Source organism: Kiloniella spongiae, from assembly GCF_001026905.1.
Classification (GTDB): Bacteria; Pseudomonadota; Alphaproteobacteria; order Kiloniellales; family Kiloniellaceae; genus Kiloniella; species Kiloniella spongiae.
On sequence record NZ_LAQL01000003.1, the window covers coordinates 448,163 to 464,777 of the forward strand.

General features: G+C 44.4%; 13 protein-coding genes. 4 read left to right on the forward strand and 9 right to left on the reverse strand.

Going from position 1 to position 16,615, the window contains the following annotated elements:
* Complete coding sequence (locus WH96_RS21210) at window positions 1–450, reverse strand: PAS domain-containing protein (protein ID WP_053005730.1); 450 nt, start codon at window positions 448–450, stop codon at window positions 1–3.
* Between the two features lie 222 nt (window positions 451–672).
* On the opposite strand from WH96_RS21210, the gene WH96_RS06080 reads away from it, so the two are divergent.
* Window positions 673–1,662 carry a phosphoribosylaminoimidazolesuccinocarboxamide synthase gene (locus WH96_RS06080; RefSeq protein WP_047763187.1) on the forward strand — a complete coding sequence of 330 codons (990 nt, stop codon included), beginning with the start codon at window positions 673–675 and terminating at the stop codon, window positions 1,660–1,662.
* A gap of 36 nt (window positions 1,663–1,698) precedes the next feature.
* Entirely contained in the window at window positions 1,699–2,025 is a 327-nt protein-coding gene (locus WH96_RS06085; RefSeq protein WP_047763188.1) for an antibiotic biosynthesis monooxygenase family protein, read from the forward strand.
* 78 nt (window positions 2,026–2,103) lie between these two features.
* On the opposite strand, the gene WH96_RS22320 is transcribed toward WH96_RS06085, so the two are convergent.
* Both WH96_RS22320 and WH96_RS06095 read right to left on the reverse strand, forming a co-directional pair.
* Window positions 2,104–4,077, reverse strand: coding sequence for a methyl-accepting chemotaxis protein (locus WH96_RS22320; RefSeq protein WP_047763189.1), 1,974 nt, complete (start codon window positions 4,075–4,077; stop codon window positions 2,104–2,106).
* Window positions 4,078–4,261: 184 nt separating this feature from the next.
* Window positions 4,262–6,235 (reverse strand): autotransporter outer membrane beta-barrel domain-containing protein, encoded by a 1,974-nt coding sequence (locus WH96_RS06095; RefSeq protein WP_047763190.1) that lies wholly within the window; start codon window positions 6,233–6,235, stop codon window positions 4,262–4,264.
* A 307-nt stretch (window positions 6,236–6,542) separates the two neighbouring features.
* On the opposite strand from WH96_RS06095, the gene WH96_RS06100 reads away from it, so the two are divergent.
* Window positions 6,543–6,926, forward strand: a complete 384-nt coding sequence (locus WH96_RS06100; RefSeq protein ID WP_047763191.1) for a rhodanese-like domain-containing protein — start codon at window positions 6,543–6,545, stop codon at window positions 6,924–6,926.
* Between the two features lie 117 nt (window positions 6,927–7,043).
* Here the strand turns inward: WH96_RS06100 and WH96_RS06105 are convergent, their stop codons facing one another.
* The 4 genes from WH96_RS06105 to WH96_RS06120 all read right to left on the reverse strand — a co-directional run bounded on the left by WH96_RS06105 (window position 7,044) and on the right by WH96_RS06120 (window position 11,420).
* Window positions 7,044–9,119: a HAMP domain-containing methyl-accepting chemotaxis protein gene (locus WH96_RS06105; RefSeq protein ID WP_053005731.1), complete on the reverse strand. Its 2,076-nt coding sequence runs from the start codon at window positions 9,117–9,119 to the stop codon at window positions 7,044–7,046.
* Window positions 9,120–9,376: 257 nt separating this feature from the next.
* Window positions 9,377–9,697: a quaternary ammonium compound efflux SMR transporter SugE gene (sugE, locus tag WH96_RS06110; RefSeq protein WP_047763192.1), complete on the reverse strand. Its 321-nt coding sequence runs from the start codon at window positions 9,695–9,697 to the stop codon at window positions 9,377–9,379.
* 119 nt (window positions 9,698–9,816) lie between these two features.
* Window positions 9,817–10,461, reverse strand: coding sequence for a LysE family translocator (locus WH96_RS06115; protein WP_047763193.1), 645 nt, complete (start codon window positions 10,459–10,461; stop codon window positions 9,817–9,819).
* A gap of 8 nt (window positions 10,462–10,469) precedes the next feature.
* Window positions 10,470–11,420 (reverse strand): DMT family transporter, encoded by a 951-nt coding sequence (locus WH96_RS06120; RefSeq protein ID WP_082130358.1) that lies wholly within the window; start codon window positions 11,418–11,420, stop codon window positions 10,470–10,472.
* Between the two features lie 178 nt (window positions 11,421–11,598).
* Between WH96_RS06120 and WH96_RS06125 the strand changes: the two genes are divergently transcribed.
* Window positions 11,599–12,981: an aminotransferase-like domain-containing protein gene (locus WH96_RS06125; protein WP_047763194.1), complete on the forward strand. Its 1,383-nt coding sequence runs from the start codon at window positions 11,599–11,601 to the stop codon at window positions 12,979–12,981.
* A gap of 62 nt (window positions 12,982–13,043) precedes the next feature.
* On the opposite strand, the gene WH96_RS06130 is transcribed toward WH96_RS06125, so the two are convergent.
* Entirely contained in the window at window positions 13,044–13,529 is a 486-nt protein-coding gene (locus WH96_RS06130; RefSeq protein ID WP_082130359.1) for a GNAT family N-acetyltransferase, read from the reverse strand.
* 178 nt (window positions 13,530–13,707) lie between these two features.
* Window positions 13,708–16,260 carry a DEAD/DEAH box helicase gene (locus WH96_RS06135; RefSeq protein ID WP_082130360.1) on the reverse strand — a complete coding sequence of 851 codons (2,553 nt, stop codon included), beginning with the start codon at window positions 16,258–16,260 and terminating at the stop codon, window positions 13,708–13,710.
* Between the last annotated feature and the right edge of the window lie 355 nt (window positions 16,261–16,615).

Genomic DNA, 16,615 nt, shown 5'->3' on the forward strand with positions numbered 1-16,615 from the left:
TTAAGCAAGATGGTCTTTTGTCTTGAGAAGAACACAAACCAAAAGGCGCGTTACATCCGTACCGTTATCTGACAGGGGAAGCATCAGGCGGGAATATTTAATGTAATCTCTGTCCAGCCAACTGGCATCCAGATCGTGTAAAGTCGGTTCTTTGTGGGTAACAACATATTTGAATTGGGCTGTTACCTGGTCATATACAGGGCCGAGTATAATATCTTCTACAAATTTTCCTGTGTAATCTACGCCCCAAATCTCTACTACTTTTGTGCCCATTAAAGTCGCTTCGTATCGCAGAGGATCGCTGTGAACTTTGTAAAGGCAGAGATTAGGGAGAAGAAGGGGAAAATCGATAGGATCAATATCTTTTCTGCCAGGGGCAAAGCGGTCACCGCGTTTTTTGTCCCAGTAATCATAGAGTTGTTTGTGTTCCGGGTAAGCAAACTCTAACATCAATATCCTATTCGTGAAGCGCAGGAGCCATTACTGCTATGACCTAATAATGACACAAACAAAGGGAATTGGAAATTCTGTTTGTTACGTCTGTTTATCCTTGGGTGATACAAGATCTTGTGAACAGGCAAGAGGGGTGATATTTAAGCCAGATCATTCACGGGTGACTGATGTAAGAACGGGACACCCTGCGCAAGATTTATTCTTTAGGGAACCATCGCGATGGGCGACAAAAATCAGGACTTTCAGCAAGCGCTAATAAATAGGCTTACTGATGCTACTTACCCCGAACTTCCAAAGCATTATCAAGGCAAGGTTCGGGATGCGTATGATCTTCCTGATGGCCGTCGGATCATGATTGCGACAGATCGGCAGTCTGCGTTTGACCGTATATTAGCAGCAGTCCCCCACAAAGGACAAGTTCTGAACCAGACAGCCCGTTTCTGGTTTGAACAAACGGAAGACATTTGCCCGAACCATGTTATCAACTTTCCGGACCCAAATGTTGTTATTGGTCGCAACCTTGAAATGCTGCCGATTGAAATGGTGGTTCGTGATTACATGACTGGGTCAACTGAAACATCAATCTGGCCCATGTACCAGCGGGGCGAACGCAATCTTTACGGTCACGATTTCCCGGAAGGTTTGAAAAAAAACCAGAAGCTTCCTGAGACAATTATCACGCCGACAACAAAGGCTGCCCAAGGTGACCATGATGCCCCGATTACGGCGGCTCAAATTGTTGATCAGGGTGTTTTATCCAAAGGTGTTTGGGAAGAACTGGCGCGCTTGTCCCTGGCTCTTTTTGCCCGCGGTCGTGAAATTGCAGCGAAAAACGGACTTATTCTGGTTGATACAAAGTATGAATTTGGGGTTGATCAAGACGGTCGAATTACATTGGCTGATGAAATTCATACACCGGATTCAAGTCGTTATTGGATCGCTGAAAGCTATCAGGAACAGATGGGCAAAGGCCTTGAACCTGAAAGTCTGGATAAAGAATTTTTGCGTTTATGGGTAAGTCAGCGTTGCGACCCCTATAGAGATGATATTCCCGAAATTCCAGATGAAACCTTAGAAATTTTCAGTGAAAAATATATAAACCTGTTTGAACGGGTGACGGGTGAAGTCTTTAATCGCGAAAGCTTTGATCAACCGCTGAGAAATCGTATTCGGGATAACCTGGCAAAAATCTTACCTGAGTATTTTTAGGGTATAGGCTATTATCTTGGTTAAAGGGGGCTTGTGATGCCCGAGCAATCATATTGTTACATATGGGAATTTATCGTCAAAGAAGGCGCGAATAGCCATTTTGAAGACTTTTACGGCTCCGAAGGTGATTGGGTGCAGCTCTTTACCATGGGGGCTGGCTATATCAGAACAGAACTGGTTCAGGACCAAACAGATCCTCAACGTTATCTGACTGTTGACTATTGGGTTACCGAAGAAGATTTTCATGAGTTCAAGAAAATCTTTAGTCAGGAATACCGTGATCTTGATCAGGAATGCGAAACCCTGACGCTTAAAGAGAGAAAGATTGGGGAGTTTGCCAATCTAAACACTGCTTTTCATTAATGGTGGCTCTTTCTTTATTTTGTAGTTAACGCAATGGCCACACTTTACCGATGTGTGGCCATTGTTAATTTGAGGATCTTACGCAACCTTCACTTGTTGGATAAAGCTCGATACGTAGGAATTGAGTTTTCCTGATTCCCCTGAAAGTTCAACGGATGCCTGTTTGACTTGAATGGCCGCGACTTCACTTTCTTTGGCTGTTGTGCTGACGCTATTAATATTCTGGGTCACAGAGTCAGTACCGTTTGCCGCTCGTTCGACATTGCGGGCAATTTCCTGTGTTGCAGCCATCTGTTGTTCAACAGCAGCAGCAATTGCCGAGGCTATTTCATCCATTGTGCCTATGGTTTGACCTATGGAACCAATGGCTTGAACAGCATTGCCTGTGGCATTTTGTATGCCAGTAATTTGGTTTCCAATTTCTTCTGTCGCGCTAGAGGTCTGGCTGGCGAGGCTCTTTACTTCTGAGGCCACAACAGCAAAACCTTTACCGGCTTCACCTGCGCGTGCCGCTTCGATTGTTGCATTCAGGGCGAGAAGGTTTGTTTGTTCTGCAATATCATGGATCAGGGCAAGAACTTCGCCAATCTTCTGAGCAGATTGATCTAATCCCTGAATGACAGAGTTGGTATTATCTGCCTGTTTCACGGCATCGGAAGCTACTTGGGTTGATTTACTAACTTGTAAGCCAATCTCTTTAATGGATGCTGCTAATTGCTCTGAAGCTGATGCGACAGTTTGAACGTTGGCAGAGGCTTCGTTTGCGGCATTGGCAACAGCAGTTGATTGTTTACTGACCTGATCTGCCGAGTTGTTCATAGAACTGGCAGTATCTTCCATTTGCCCCACAGCCCCATCAACTGAGCCAAGGATTTTTTTGATTTGCGCTTCAAAATCTTCGGTTAACTGGTTGATACTGTTAGACCGTTTAAGTTTCTCAGCTTGTTCCGCAGCCTGAGCTATGGCGAGTTCTTCAGCCTTAATCATGTTCTCTTTGAAAACCAAAACAGCCCGCGCCATCTCACCTAACTCGTTACTTCTATCTGTGACGGGCACATCGGTTTCTTTATTCCCGCCTGCTAAACCGGTCATACTCTGGGTCAGACTTTTCAGTGGAATTGTTATGCCTTTGCCAATCAGTAAGCCAATCGTTAATACGATTAGCGTAACAATTATAATCATCATTAACGTCAAATTTTGACTGTCGTTAACCGCTGTTGTTCCTTTCGTTGCGGCTTCATGAAAATTTTTCTGAGTGTTTTCAAAAACCAGATCAAAGTGGGGAGCCATATCAGCAAATATTGCGCTGAGAAGCTTTATGTTATTTTCTGTTTGCAGTCTTGTGGCCGCGAGTGCTTTAAAGTCGCTGAGATAAGAAGCTAATAATGTTGAAACTTCTTTCTTCGAGGCTGTTGGTATGTCGGATTTAGCCAAATCGGCACTGAATTCTTCCAGGCGCGTATCCATGCGGCCAATGTATTTGTCTTGTAAACGTAAGAGAAAATCTTTTTCATGGCGTCGCATCATTAACATGGTGACAAGCAAGCGATCATTTTTGAACTCTTTAAGCTTACTTTCTACATTATGAACTGAACTTCTAAGTTTTCCGCGTAACCCTTCTTCTTCGCTCAGACCCATTTTGATCCATTCGTTCGTAACGAGGTCAAATTGAGTTTGATATTTTTTTATTCCGTCTTGCGTCATATCGATGGCGGTTAAAACGTCTGGTTCAGTTAACAGATTTCTTAGCTGGGTTAATTCACTGGATGCTTTGGTAATTACCTCGGCATGCTGCCCAATATATTTTTCGTTCAGTCTGATCAAAAAATCTTTTTCGCGACGACGAGCGTTGAGAAACTCGTATTTAACACTGGAAACGAGCTCCATGGCCTTTGCAGAGCGTGTTTGTGTTTCTTGCGAGGAGAGTACGGTTTTTGAGCTGGTGAATAGGATGCCGCCGACAATAATAAACCCCATTAAGGCAATAATGCCTGTTAGATTAACTTGGTATGCCAGCTTTAAATTGCGGAAAGAAAATTTTGACAGAGACATGAACCGACCTCTTCTAAACAGGTTAAAAGACAACACACATGCTTATGAAAAAGTGGGGGAACTACTGCCTTCTACCCCAGCAATAGTCGAAATTTTGCATCTTTATGATTAATTTATAATTAAAAGTACAGTCTTGAGTTATCTGTGTTTATTCTGGAGAGTTTGCGAAATTAAAAATTCCAACTCAAAAGTTCCAACGTAATCCTGTGCGAAGAGATGTACCAAAATTGTCTGTGGTATTGTCGTTATTCAAGCCGAGTTTAATTTCGCTATCAATATAAAATTCTGCACCATTATCAAGGGTATATGAAAAATTTAGACCTGCAATACCATCAATTACTTGATCCGAACCCTTTTGATTAATTGTGATATCATTACCTAACACAGTTAAGTCAGTTGATCTGTCTCCGATTGTACTTCGACCATCAATACCTGCTCTAACAGCTGATTTTAAAATACCGTTTCTTGTTTGAATGTCATTTAGCTCTGCCTTAAGCATGGCTCTGCCGCCTAATATGTTGCTGTACTGATCTTCGACATTGTGATCGGCGATAGATCCGGTTTCTTTATAACTTTCGGTATATTGGCCGTTATAGCGAAATGTCAGCGAGGGAACGAGGACCCCCCATTCATGAAATGTTGTTTTACTGACGGTAAGAGAGGGACTGATAAAGTAGCTGTTATAGTCTGCAGAGGCTACGTCTGAAGAAACTTTACGTTCGCTTTCATTGAAGGAGATGCCGGTAGTTAGTTGTATATCAATGTTTAAATCATTGACTTTCGTACTCGCGTAACCTCCTGCAATTACACCATTGCTTTTTATATCCCTGAATTTTTTCTCGCCAAGTTCAAGTTGAGCGATAAAGCCCCCACCAAACACGCCAAAGGTATATCCGCGTTCTGTCGTGGGCAAATCTATGCCTCCAAGCACTCCTCCGCTTCTAGTTTGACTGAAACTTGCATCGTTGTGGCGGGGGCGCTCTTGATATGATCCGAAACCTTCTACCCAGGCGGTTGTTGGTTCATTAGATCTCTCAAATGCTTCTGCTAGCTCTGGGAAGTCACTTAATAGGATCTCTGCATCTGCTATTTGTAAACCTATTGGCGTGCCTTCATCCTTGTTCATATGGGTTTGGAATAAATGATTATGAACTAAATTATCTGAATTTATAGCGACCTGAGTAATTGCGAGATCGGCACGGGCAAAGATATCTGGCGAAATGATTGCGATTGTATCGTTGTTTTCAACTAAAACACTGTTACCAATGTCTCCACTAGCAATTGATTGTGCTGTTTCCAGGGTATGTGTTCCTACGATATTGGGAACAGCAATAGGTACTTTTTTTACGGCGATTCCGCCCCCGGTTGAAGGAGGTACCACAACATTCTGCAGCTTTACTTTACCACCTGTGCTGGCTCTGAAATCAATATCTCCGTTTATGTTCGAGCCCGTTGTCAGGACAACGGTGGTATTATTACCGGATATTGATATGGCGTCAGATCCGGCGCCAGTAACGTCGATAGTTCCTGCGTTTGTAATCGTGGCTCCGGTTCCCTGTGAAAAAATACCATGAGCGCTACCATTTGTTGTTGTGATGGTGCCGGTATTATTAATGACGGCATTTGTTCCTGTGGTATTAATGCCGCTTGAATTGCCGTTAGTTGTTGTGATGCTACCGGAATTATTAATAACTGTATTATTGCCAACAGAGAGAATGCCGTCTGCAATATTACCTGTTGTAGAAATGGATCCCGAATTGGATATCGTTGTGTTCAGGTTATTCGTTACGATGCCATATGTTGCAGCACCCTGTGTTGAAATTGAGCCTGCATTTGTAACATTCGCATTGGTTCCACGAGAAAAAATACCAAACGAATTGTCGCCGGTAGTCGTGAGCGTACCCGAACTTGAAATTATCGCGTTGTTCGCATCTGAACGAATGGCGTAATTTGTATTCCCAACTGTTGAAATAGCTCCACCTTGTTCGACGATGCCAACATCGCCATCAGTGGAAAGTAATTGTGTTGTTGTTTCTGTCTGTCCATTGATAATTGTGAAATCGGCTGAAAAAGAAATAGAGATGTATGTTAGCGCTGAGACAGTAATCAGCACTGTTTTATAAAAAAATAATGTGCAAGATTTCTTTTTTTGCACCATTCAATTTCAATCTAATTCTTTTTTTAAGCCCAGTTACCAAACTTAATTATAAAATATTCATTTAATATGATTAATTTATCCTAAATATTAGTGTTTTGATATGGTGTGTTTAATCGTGCAAATACCTTGATTGAGAGGATAAGGGGAGAGTTATATTGATGATTGTGGTTTCTATTTGGGAACATAACGAAAATTTAGTTTTCTGAATTTAAAATCTGACATAAGTTTTTCACGTCACTGTTTTTGATCATTGTGTAAGTTAGGTGAATGTTTCTCGAAGCTGAGAGGATTAAAGGAGAATTCAGTTATGATTAAGTCCGTAGTGGAGATTGTGGCACAAGCCAAGGCAGAGGTGCCAACAATCAGTCCCGCCGGGTTAATGGAAGTATTGGGTCAGAGCAACGTGGTTGTTATTGACGTAAGGGATGCGCAGGAACTTGAAGCAACAGGCATGATCCCTGGAGCAATTAATATTTCCCGTGGTATGTTAGAGTTCAAGGCGGATCCCACGACGCCAATGCACCAGAAAGAACTGACACGTGACAAAATGGTTGTTCTTTACTGTGCGTCAGGTGGGCGATCAGCGCTTAGCGGTAAAGTCCTCATGGACATGGGCTATGAGAATGTTCGCAATCTTGGTGCGATCAAAGACTGGGTTGATGCTGGTGGGGAAGTTGATACCGCAGAATAAAAAGCAGAATAAAAATAGGGGATAGTTATCTGTACAGCCCCTAAAATTATTTGAAATGCATATTGAAAATTAACAGGCCAAATTCGGACTAATAATTTGGCCTGTTGACTCTTTTGCTTACGAAGCTCTTAGCCCTTGGATGAAGTGATCAACTTCGGCTCTAAGTGTTTCTGATTGTTTCGAAAGTTCTCCTGCGGCTTCTAATACTTCGTTTGAAGATGCTCCGGTTTGTTCAGCTGCTTGTTGAACCGTCGTTATATTGGTTGAAACTTGTTGAGTTCCGACTGCTGCTTCCTGCACATTTTTTGATATTTCTTGTGTCGCACTTGTTTGTTGATCTATTGCCGCAGAAATAGATGTCGTGTTTGTACTTATGCTTTTGATGATTTCAGTAATTCCTTCGATAGAATTCACAGTACCATCTGTTGCATTTTGCATTTGAGTAACTTGGATTGAAATGTCCTCGGTTGCTTTTGCTGTCTGATTTGCAAGGGATTTGACCTCGGAAGCCACAACAGCAAAACCTTTTCCTGCTTCTCCTGCTCTTGCGGCTTCTATTGTAGCGTTTAGCGCTAGCAGGTTGGTCTGTTCTGCGATGTCAGAAATCAACCCAACAACTTCGCCAATTTTTTGTGCTGCGTTTGACAGTCCCTTCACATTTTCATTTGCGGTATCTGCATCTTTAACTGCTTTTTGTGCAATTGTTGTGGATTCCTCAATCTGACGATTAATTTCTCCGATAGACGCAGAGAGTTCTTCTGTCGCTGACGCAACAGTCTGGACATTTGCTGAGGCATCTTTTGAAGCAGAGCGAACTGCATTTGACTGCGTATTTGTTTCGTCTGCTGTTGAAGACATTGATTGAGCCGTATGTTGTAGCTCTGTGGCGGCAGAAGATACGGTACTGATAATAGATCCGACACTGCTTTCGAACTTATCTGCCATTTCTTGTGTTCGGCGTTTATTTTCTTCTTCTAAACGCTGTTCTTGCGCAATTTTTTCGGCCTGCATTTTTTTCACTGCAATTGCATTATCTTTAAAGACCTGAACAGCTTCTGCCATATTACCGATCTCGTCTTTTTGCCCAATTGCTGGAATGTCAGTTTCTAGATCTCCGTCAGCAAGATTGTTCATAGCAGAAGTCATGTTGTTAACTGGGCCAGCGATCATGCGTCCTGTGAAAAATGACAGAACTATGCCGATGATGATAGCACCGATAGAAATGATCGCAGTAATCATCACTGTTTCACCCATAGATTTCACTGCTCTAGGACCTAGTTCATCCTGAAGCGCTTTGTTTTGTAATTTTAGCTGTTCTGTTTCATCAGCAAGGGCAGGGCCAATAACATCAAGGGTTCCTGTAATTATGGCGTTTCTATTGTTGATAATCTCAACGGTCTCTTTAAACGTGACAAGATACTGACTGGCGAGATCCTTTACTTCTTGAGCTAACTTTTGGCGGGCAGGATTTTCTAACTCCTGAAGCATTTTATCAGCTGTAGTATTGAAGCTTGTTAATTCAGATATAGAACGTTCTGCACTCGCATCTGTATTATCGACGAGATAACGGGTTGCATAAAGCCGAGCTAACAATAAGTGTCTTAACGTTACACCAGCCATATGACTGGCAGAAGCATCGCCGTCCTCATAAGCACTTTCCATGATACGTGTCAGGCTTTTTTCCGAAAGAGGTCCAATGGTGTTCATTTTCTCAACATGTTCATTCCGATCGTTCACGTATTCTCTTACTTGTTGAAATGAACTTTGATAGGTAAGCATGTCTTCTTCGGCTTGTTTCATCAGCTTTACAGCTTCTGGGCGAGTGAATAGATCACTAGAACTTTCGATTAAATCTACTGTTGTCTGAATACGTTCTGAAACCTTCTCAGCAGATGAATCTTTGTTCGTTTTAATATAATCTTTCGCAAAAAGTCTTGCGGTTAAGAGGTTGGCTTGAATACGCCCCATCTGATTGGTTTGCAGGGCATATGAACGATATTCAGAAAAGTTTTTTTCGGCTTGAGACGTGCCATAGTAAGAAATAAAACCAACAACCGCGAGAAGGAAGAGGGTGAGAGCCGAACCCAGCCCTATCTTCCTTCCGACTTTCATGTTTGTGAAAAAATTACCGGGCGAAGAACTGAGGGGTAATGAGACTTTTGTCTCTTGATTTTTGATAGTATCGCTGGTCATTTATCAAACCTTATCTTATTTTTACATTTGATTTACGCATACTATTGTATGCAACAATGTTAATATAAGTTTAATTTTTGACAAATTTGGTGCGTTTAGTATCACTTTGGCAGAAAAGTATGCTCACGTTTGCCTTTTTGTATAAGGTAAAGATAAATTTTTGGTTTAATTTTATATTTGTTTTCAATTTATGCGTGTTTATGGGTGTCTAATTTCACCATCTACATTGAAGCGGATTTTATACTGGGAAATAAATTTTATGTTGGTGAAAAGACTTTTAACCCAACAATGCCTGATACGATAAGAAGCAAACATATAATGCGCATAATATCGTGGCTCTCACCAAAGAGCACCATTCCTAAAATGGCAACCCCAACCGTTCCTATACCTGTCCAGACGGCGTAAGCTGTCCCCACGGGGATGCTTTTCATTGCAGCAGATAACAGCCAGAAACTTAGCGCCATTGCAGCAATGGTCAAAAGTGAGGGAACAAGTTTGGACCAGCCATCAGCGTATTTGAGGCCGATGGCCCATCCACATTCGAAAATACCCGCCAGAACCAGATACACCCAGGGCATTATTGATCACTCCATAAGAAATAAAGGATCATTTCTCTTCTCATGGAGTGATTGTTGTTTCAAGTCGTTATATATGTTTTTCAGATGAAGTTTGCCTAATAACTTTATCTTCTGGAGTTCTATCGCAGAGTCAGTAGCTTGAAGCTGGCAAAACCAAAAATCAAGGCGGCTGTGCCTTCAATCCAGCGTCTGAATGATTTATATAGCGAGATCATCTTTTGAGTAGAAAAAGCCAGCGCATAGCCACCAAACACAAGAACACCTAACAGAATACACCCGCCAACAATGATAAAAGATACACTGGCAGGTGCATCCGGTTTGATGCCAATGGCAATAATGGATATCCAGGCAAAAATGGATTTGGGGTTTGTCAGGTGAATGCAGAGACCAAGCAGGAAGTATTGGAGGTGACTGCGATTGTTACCTGTTTTCATAGCCTTTGGTGCCTGGGATCCGAATGCGGACTTGAGCGATTTATAAGCAAGCCATAACAAATACAAGCCACCAACAATGCGCAGCGCTGTCATCAACCATGCATAAGAAGACAGAAGGCTGGAAAGGCCGACTGCTGTTAATATTCCCCATGTCAAAGACCCGATGATTACACCAGAAGCCAAAAGCAGACCAGGTTTACGGCCTTCACTCATGGACGTTGACATAATAGCAAGATTAGCAGGCCCGGGGCTGATCGTAGCGACGAGGTAAGCGATGTAGGAAACCGTAATAGTCGAGAGGTGGGGGAGGATATCTTGAAAAGCAGACATTTGGGATCCTACTTTGTTGTATTGATATTTGCCAGATTGGACGCTGTCGGATCAGTCGATACCTGATTATTAGATATCTGGCTTGCCAGAGTATTACCCTGCCCAAAACGTTTCGCCCCGGCGACGCAGAGAACAACAGCAAAAGTTACGGTCATCATGGTTGCATTCACTGCTTCGTTTAAAAGAAGGGTAGCGAGTATCAGGCTGAAAAAGGGCTGAAGCAGTTGCAGTTGACCGACAGAGGCGATACCGCCTTCGGCCAAACCCCGGTACCAGAAGATAAAGCCGATCAGCATGCTAAAGAGAGAAACATAAGCCAAACCTATCCAGGATGGTGTTGTTACATCTGCAAAATTGTCAGGCATTGTATAGAAAGTAATTGGAAGCATTAGCGGGAGCGAGAGGACAAGCGCCCAGGATATAACCTGCCACCCACCCAATCGACGAGATAGTTTTGCGCCTTCGGCATAGCCAAGTCCACAGAGCACAATTGCGGCAAACATCAACAGATCCCAGAGACTGAATGATCCTGCGCTTTCAATAAGAGCGTATCCAGCGACCAAGGCCGATCCCAATAATGAAAATAACCAGAATACTGCCTGCGGTTTTTCATTTCCCCGAAGAACACCAAAAATTGCTGTGGCAAGGGGGAGCAAGCCAATAAAAACTGTCGAGTGCGCGGCTGTAACATGTTCCAGAGCATAGGCGGTGAGAAGTGGAAAACCAATAACAACACCAAGAGCCACGATTAAGAGGGAAAGCAGGTCTTTTGTCTGTGGGCGTTTTTCTTTGAATAGAAAGAGAAGCGTGAGGCCGAGTAACCCGGCAATGCACCCCCGGGCCAATGTCAGAAAGACAGGATCGAAAGAACCAACTGCGGCACGTGTTGCAGGCAGGGAAGCGCTGAAAATTGTCATGCCGATAAAGCCGTATATCCAGCCTTTGTTTATGTTCTTCATAATTCTAACTTTCTGTCATTTATTGGCCCGTACGGAATTCCGGGCCGAAATGGAATTGAAGGTGATAAAGGTGTTACCCGGTCTCAATACTTATGTAGGTTGCTAAAGAAAACTGTACCAGATACGGTTAGGTACAGTTTAATTAAACTGTACTGGTTACAGAATAGGTACAGATACGATGTTGGCAGAAGAAACGACCCTGGTTGAACAGACAATGGAGGCGATCAGGCAACGGATCGCGGGACGTACGCTTGCGCCCGGATCCAGGTTACCCTCTATCCGGCGTTTTGCTGAAGATATGCAGGTTTCCAAATCGACCGTTGTTGAAGCCTATGATCGATTGTCAGCCGAGGGGACGATTATATCGCGTCCGGGATCCGGGTTTTATGTGGCGGGACAGTTGGCACCTTTGTCACTGGCGGAAATCGGTCCAAAACTCGACCGTGAAGTTGATCCCTTGTGGGTATCGCGTCAGTCACTTGAGGCCGGAGGAGATTTTTTGAAACCGGGCTGTGGCTGGATGCCACCGTCGTGGATGCCAGAGGTGGCTATTCGCAAGGCGCTGAGATCTTTGTCACGGGCAAATGATGCAATCTTGACTGAATATGGGTCGCCGTTGGGGTTGTCAGAACTACGGCACTTTCTGGCCAGACGGGCAGGGGGGTATGGTATCGACGCCAGCCCGGATCAAATAATCCTCACGGGATCTGGTACTCAGGCAATTGACCAACTGTGTCGCTTTTTGTTGGAACCGGGGCATTGCGTCATTGTTGATGATCCCTGTTATTTTAACTTTCATGCGCTTTTAAGAGCGCACCGTGTCAACGTTATCTCTGTTCCCTTTACCCCGAACGGACCTGATGTTGCGGCGTTCGAGCAAGCGTTGATTGCGCACAAACCAAAGCTTTATATTACCAACTCTGGTCTGCATAACCCCACCGGGGCAACATTGTCACCTGTTGTTGCTCACCGGGTTCTAAAGCTTGCTGAACAACACAATCTAACAATTATCGAAGATGATATCTTTGCGGATCTGGAGCATGAACACGCCCCGCGTTATGCAGCTTTTGACGGGTTAGAGCGAGTTGTTCATATCGGTAGTTTCTCTAAAACGCTCTCGGCTTCTGTACGTTGTGGTTATATTATTGCCCGACCAGATTGGATAGATGGTTTGGTTGATCTGCGCATCGCCACGTCGTTTGGGGCAGGACATTTTTCTGCCGAGCTTGTGCTGTCGGTTCTAAAAGACGGCAGCTATCGCAAACATCTTGACGCGCTTAAAACAAAGTTAGCCGATACAATGGGCACGACAGCTGCACGTTTGACAAAACTTGGTATCAAACCCTGGATTGAACCGCGTGGGGGCATGTTTCTCTGGTGTGAACTACCCAAAGGGGTGAATGCTGCTGACCTGGCCCAACGTGCTTTGGCCCGTGATATCATTCTGGCCCCTGGCAGCGTTTTTAGTATAACACAGTCCGCGGATAATTATGTCCGTTTTAATGCGGCTCAATCACAGAACCCCAAAATTTTTGAAGTACTTGAAGATTTACTTGGATGAATCTCTCGAGATAAAACCATTGAGATAAATAATGAGCTTTCAACTAAATGGTTTTCCTCCTGCTAGATAGCTTTTTCCATGTTGATATCGGTGGTTTTATAGCCAAGCGAGGCATAGAGCGCGTGCGCGGTTTTGTTAAAGGCAAAAACATGTAGGCCAATTTTGTTAATGCCGAGTTTTTTCACTTCTTCTTCCAGGGCGAGCATGGTGGCTTTACCTAAGCCTTTGCCACGTTCAGCCAAATTAATTTCAATGTCATAGATAAATGCAGTCTTTTTTCCGTAATGCTCTTTTACCGCAAACCAAAGAGTTCCAACGGGTTGTTCCGACGAATTCATAATTGTGAAAATGTAATTGTCCGGCGTGTTTAATCCCTTTGGTAAGCCTGTTGTGTATGACTCTTCTGATAGCTTCAAAGCATTTTCAGGGCTGTAGCCTGATTGTGCTTTGTCTGCGGCGTAGGTTTTAATACCGTGGTCGCGCCAGATCGGGTAATCAGATTCTGCCATGGGTACGAGAATGGCTGTGCGGCCAGTTTGAATGCTCACGTCTTAAATTCCTTTGTCAATAAGGGTGCCCTTAAATGTATTGTTTTTAGATGGTCTATTAATGATAGGTTGTGTTTTAATATGGAGAGAAAACATTAAAATGAAAAGGAGCCACAATAAAAATTGTAGCTCCTGTATTATTTAAGCAGATAAAGGTGGGGGGACTGACTTTAGATAATCAGTCCTTTTTAGGTGCTTTTTTCCGTTTTAGTGTGGATGCACCTGCTTTATCGCTTGTTGGTTTTCCTGATTTACCCTTGAAGGGCTTTGCACTTGACTTTGGACCTTTGGCGTTATCGCGGAAAGGTTTTTTGCCAAATGGCTTTTTGTCACTCTTGCCACGTTTGGTGCTATCACCTTCGCTACGCTTGCTATCAGAGCTGTCGTCAAACCAAGGTTTTTTCCCGCTATCATCCTGAGGGCCTTGGAACTTGCCATCGGTGCCAAATTTGCCTTTGAACTTGGTTTTAGCTTTGGGATTGTGATCTTTCTTTGCGTAATCCCGTTCACCAGCCTTACGGTCACCAAATTTCTTTTTGCCGTAAGGTTTATCCCCAAATTTCTGGTCTTCGGGTTTTCTGTCGCCAGATTTATCATCACGATCTTTGAAATCGTTACCTTCGGCTGCACGGCGGCTGTATTCTTTACTGCGGTCGCTTCGGTTGAAATTATCCCGAAACGGCTTTTGTTTATGCTTTTTACTTTCGCCTCTTTTGCTTTCTCTGGGCTGGCGGTGGTATCCTGGGCCGTCTTTATCGTCGAGGGTATCTTCAGGCAGATCCGGAACGCCTTCCAGGCGTTTGACGGTAATGGTTTTTTCAATCCGGTTGCTGCCACCAATGGTCTCAAAGAATTTTTCGGCACCTTTCGGTGTAAGTTCTACATGGGTTTCAGCCATGTGAATACGGATGGCACCAATTTCCTTTTTGGTGATACAGCCCGCGCGACAAACCATAGGTAATAGCCATTTGGGATCGGCAGTGTGCTTGCGCCCGACAGTCATGGAAATCCAGACGCCATCTTCGAAATCTACCCGTTCTTTACGAGATCCGGGGGCGTTGTTGCGTCTGCCACCGTTACCGTATTCGTAATCTTCATCACGATCACGTCCGCGATCTCTGTCACGATCTCTGCCGCCCCGATCTCTTTCTCGTGATGGCCTTTCCGGACGGTCAATTAATTCTTCAGGTGCAGGGCGTCCGGCACTTTGTGTTCGGATCAGGGCCGCCGCAATCTGTTCAGCACCATGTTTTTCAATAAGCTCTTTGATGAAAGCCTGTTCTTCTTCTTTAACAGGTTCGGTCAGGGTCGGATTGGCAAGGAAGCGTTCGCGATCCCGCTGCAAAATCTCTTCAACAGATGGTGGCTTGGCCCAAGTTGCTTGGACCTTGGCACTTTCCAACAGACGTTCTGTTCGCTTGCGCCAGTTAAAAGGTACAATAAGAGCAGAAACCCCCTTGCGTCCCGCACGACCCGTTCTGCCGGATCTGTGTAACAGCGGTTCACGGCTTTTGGGAATGTCGGCATGAACTACAAGTTCCAGATCGGGTAAGTCGATACCGCGCGCGGCAACATCTGTGGCAATACAGACTTGCGCCCGGCCATCACGCAGCGCCTGTATAGCATGGCTACGAAGGTTCTGGCTCAACTCGCCGGACAGGGCAACCACTGAAAAGCCGCGATTGGAAAAACGACTGGTCATGTGGTTTACCGTTGCACGGGTCGCACAGAAAACAATCGCATTTTTCGGCTCATAATAACGAACCAGATTAATGATCGCATTTTCCTTGTCGTTAGGGGCAACGGTCAGGGCGCGATATTCGATATCGCTGTGCTGTTTTTCTTCGGCTTTGGTGCTGATGCGCACTGCATTTCGCTGATAACGCTTGGCGAGCATGGCGATAGAGCGTGGGACAGTGGCAGAGAACATCAGAGTACGACGTTCTTTCGGTGTGGTATCCAGCATGTATTCCAGATCATCCCGGAAACCAAGATCAAGCATTTCATCGGCTTCATCGAGAACCACAGCTCGCAGCGCACTGATGTTCAGGGAGCCGCGTTCAATATGGTCGCGAAGACGTCCGGGTGTGCCAACAACAATATGGGCACCGCGTTCCAGCGCACGCCGTTCATTGCGCATATCCATACCGCCAACACAGGTTGCTGTTCGGGCACCTGTATCGCCATAGAGCCACTCAAGCTCGCGCATTACCTGCAATGCAAGTTCGCGGGTCGGAGTAATGATAAGAGCAAAGGGGGCATCGGCGCGTTTGAAATGGTCTTGCCCTTCCAACAACGTTGGAGCCAGCGCAATACCGAAAGCAACAGTTTTACCGGAACCAGTTTGCGCAGAAACCAAGGCATCCGCATCCGCCAGCTCTGGATCTAGAACGGCTTTTTGAACAGGTGTTAGTTTGGCATAGCCTTTTTTTGCGAGCGCTTTTGCGAGTGGTGCTGCAACACCTTCAAAAGGATCTGCCTGTTCGGGGGCTTCGTCAGTAGTACCAGTGTCAGTATTTGTTTCTGTCTTTGAACTGGTTTCAGTCTCAGTGACATCACCGTTATTATCGGCATTCGTATCCGTATTCGGGGTTTCGGACTGCTGGTCCTGTGCTGTAACGTCAGGATCGTTTTCTTCGGAAATGGTTTCCGAGGAATTGGTTTCTACTGGATTATTTTCTTTTGGGGCTTCTTCTGGAGTGTCGTTGACGGGCTTATCCGAGTTGGACATCTTTTATCTTTCTGATTAATAAGCCGTAATATCCCATATGGATATTCTGGGCAATTTTCTGGCTGCGCGGCAAGGGCCATCAAAAGGATAGCTAACGAACAGGCGCGGCAGGTGTAACATGTATGGGAACCTCTATCTCTATCAGAAAGGTCCACCATAAATACTTAAAAGCTGGCGTCCTTGTACGTTGTGTAGCCGAGAAAGTAAAGCACACAGAGGTTAAGCAATTACCCTGGTCTTCTGGAGCAATGCGGATATTAATTTTCAGGGTGAATTGCTTGCGAAAATTGAGTACCTTTCTTGTAACAAAGCATAAAAATGCACCAAACAAATTATCTAAATACAGAATAACCAT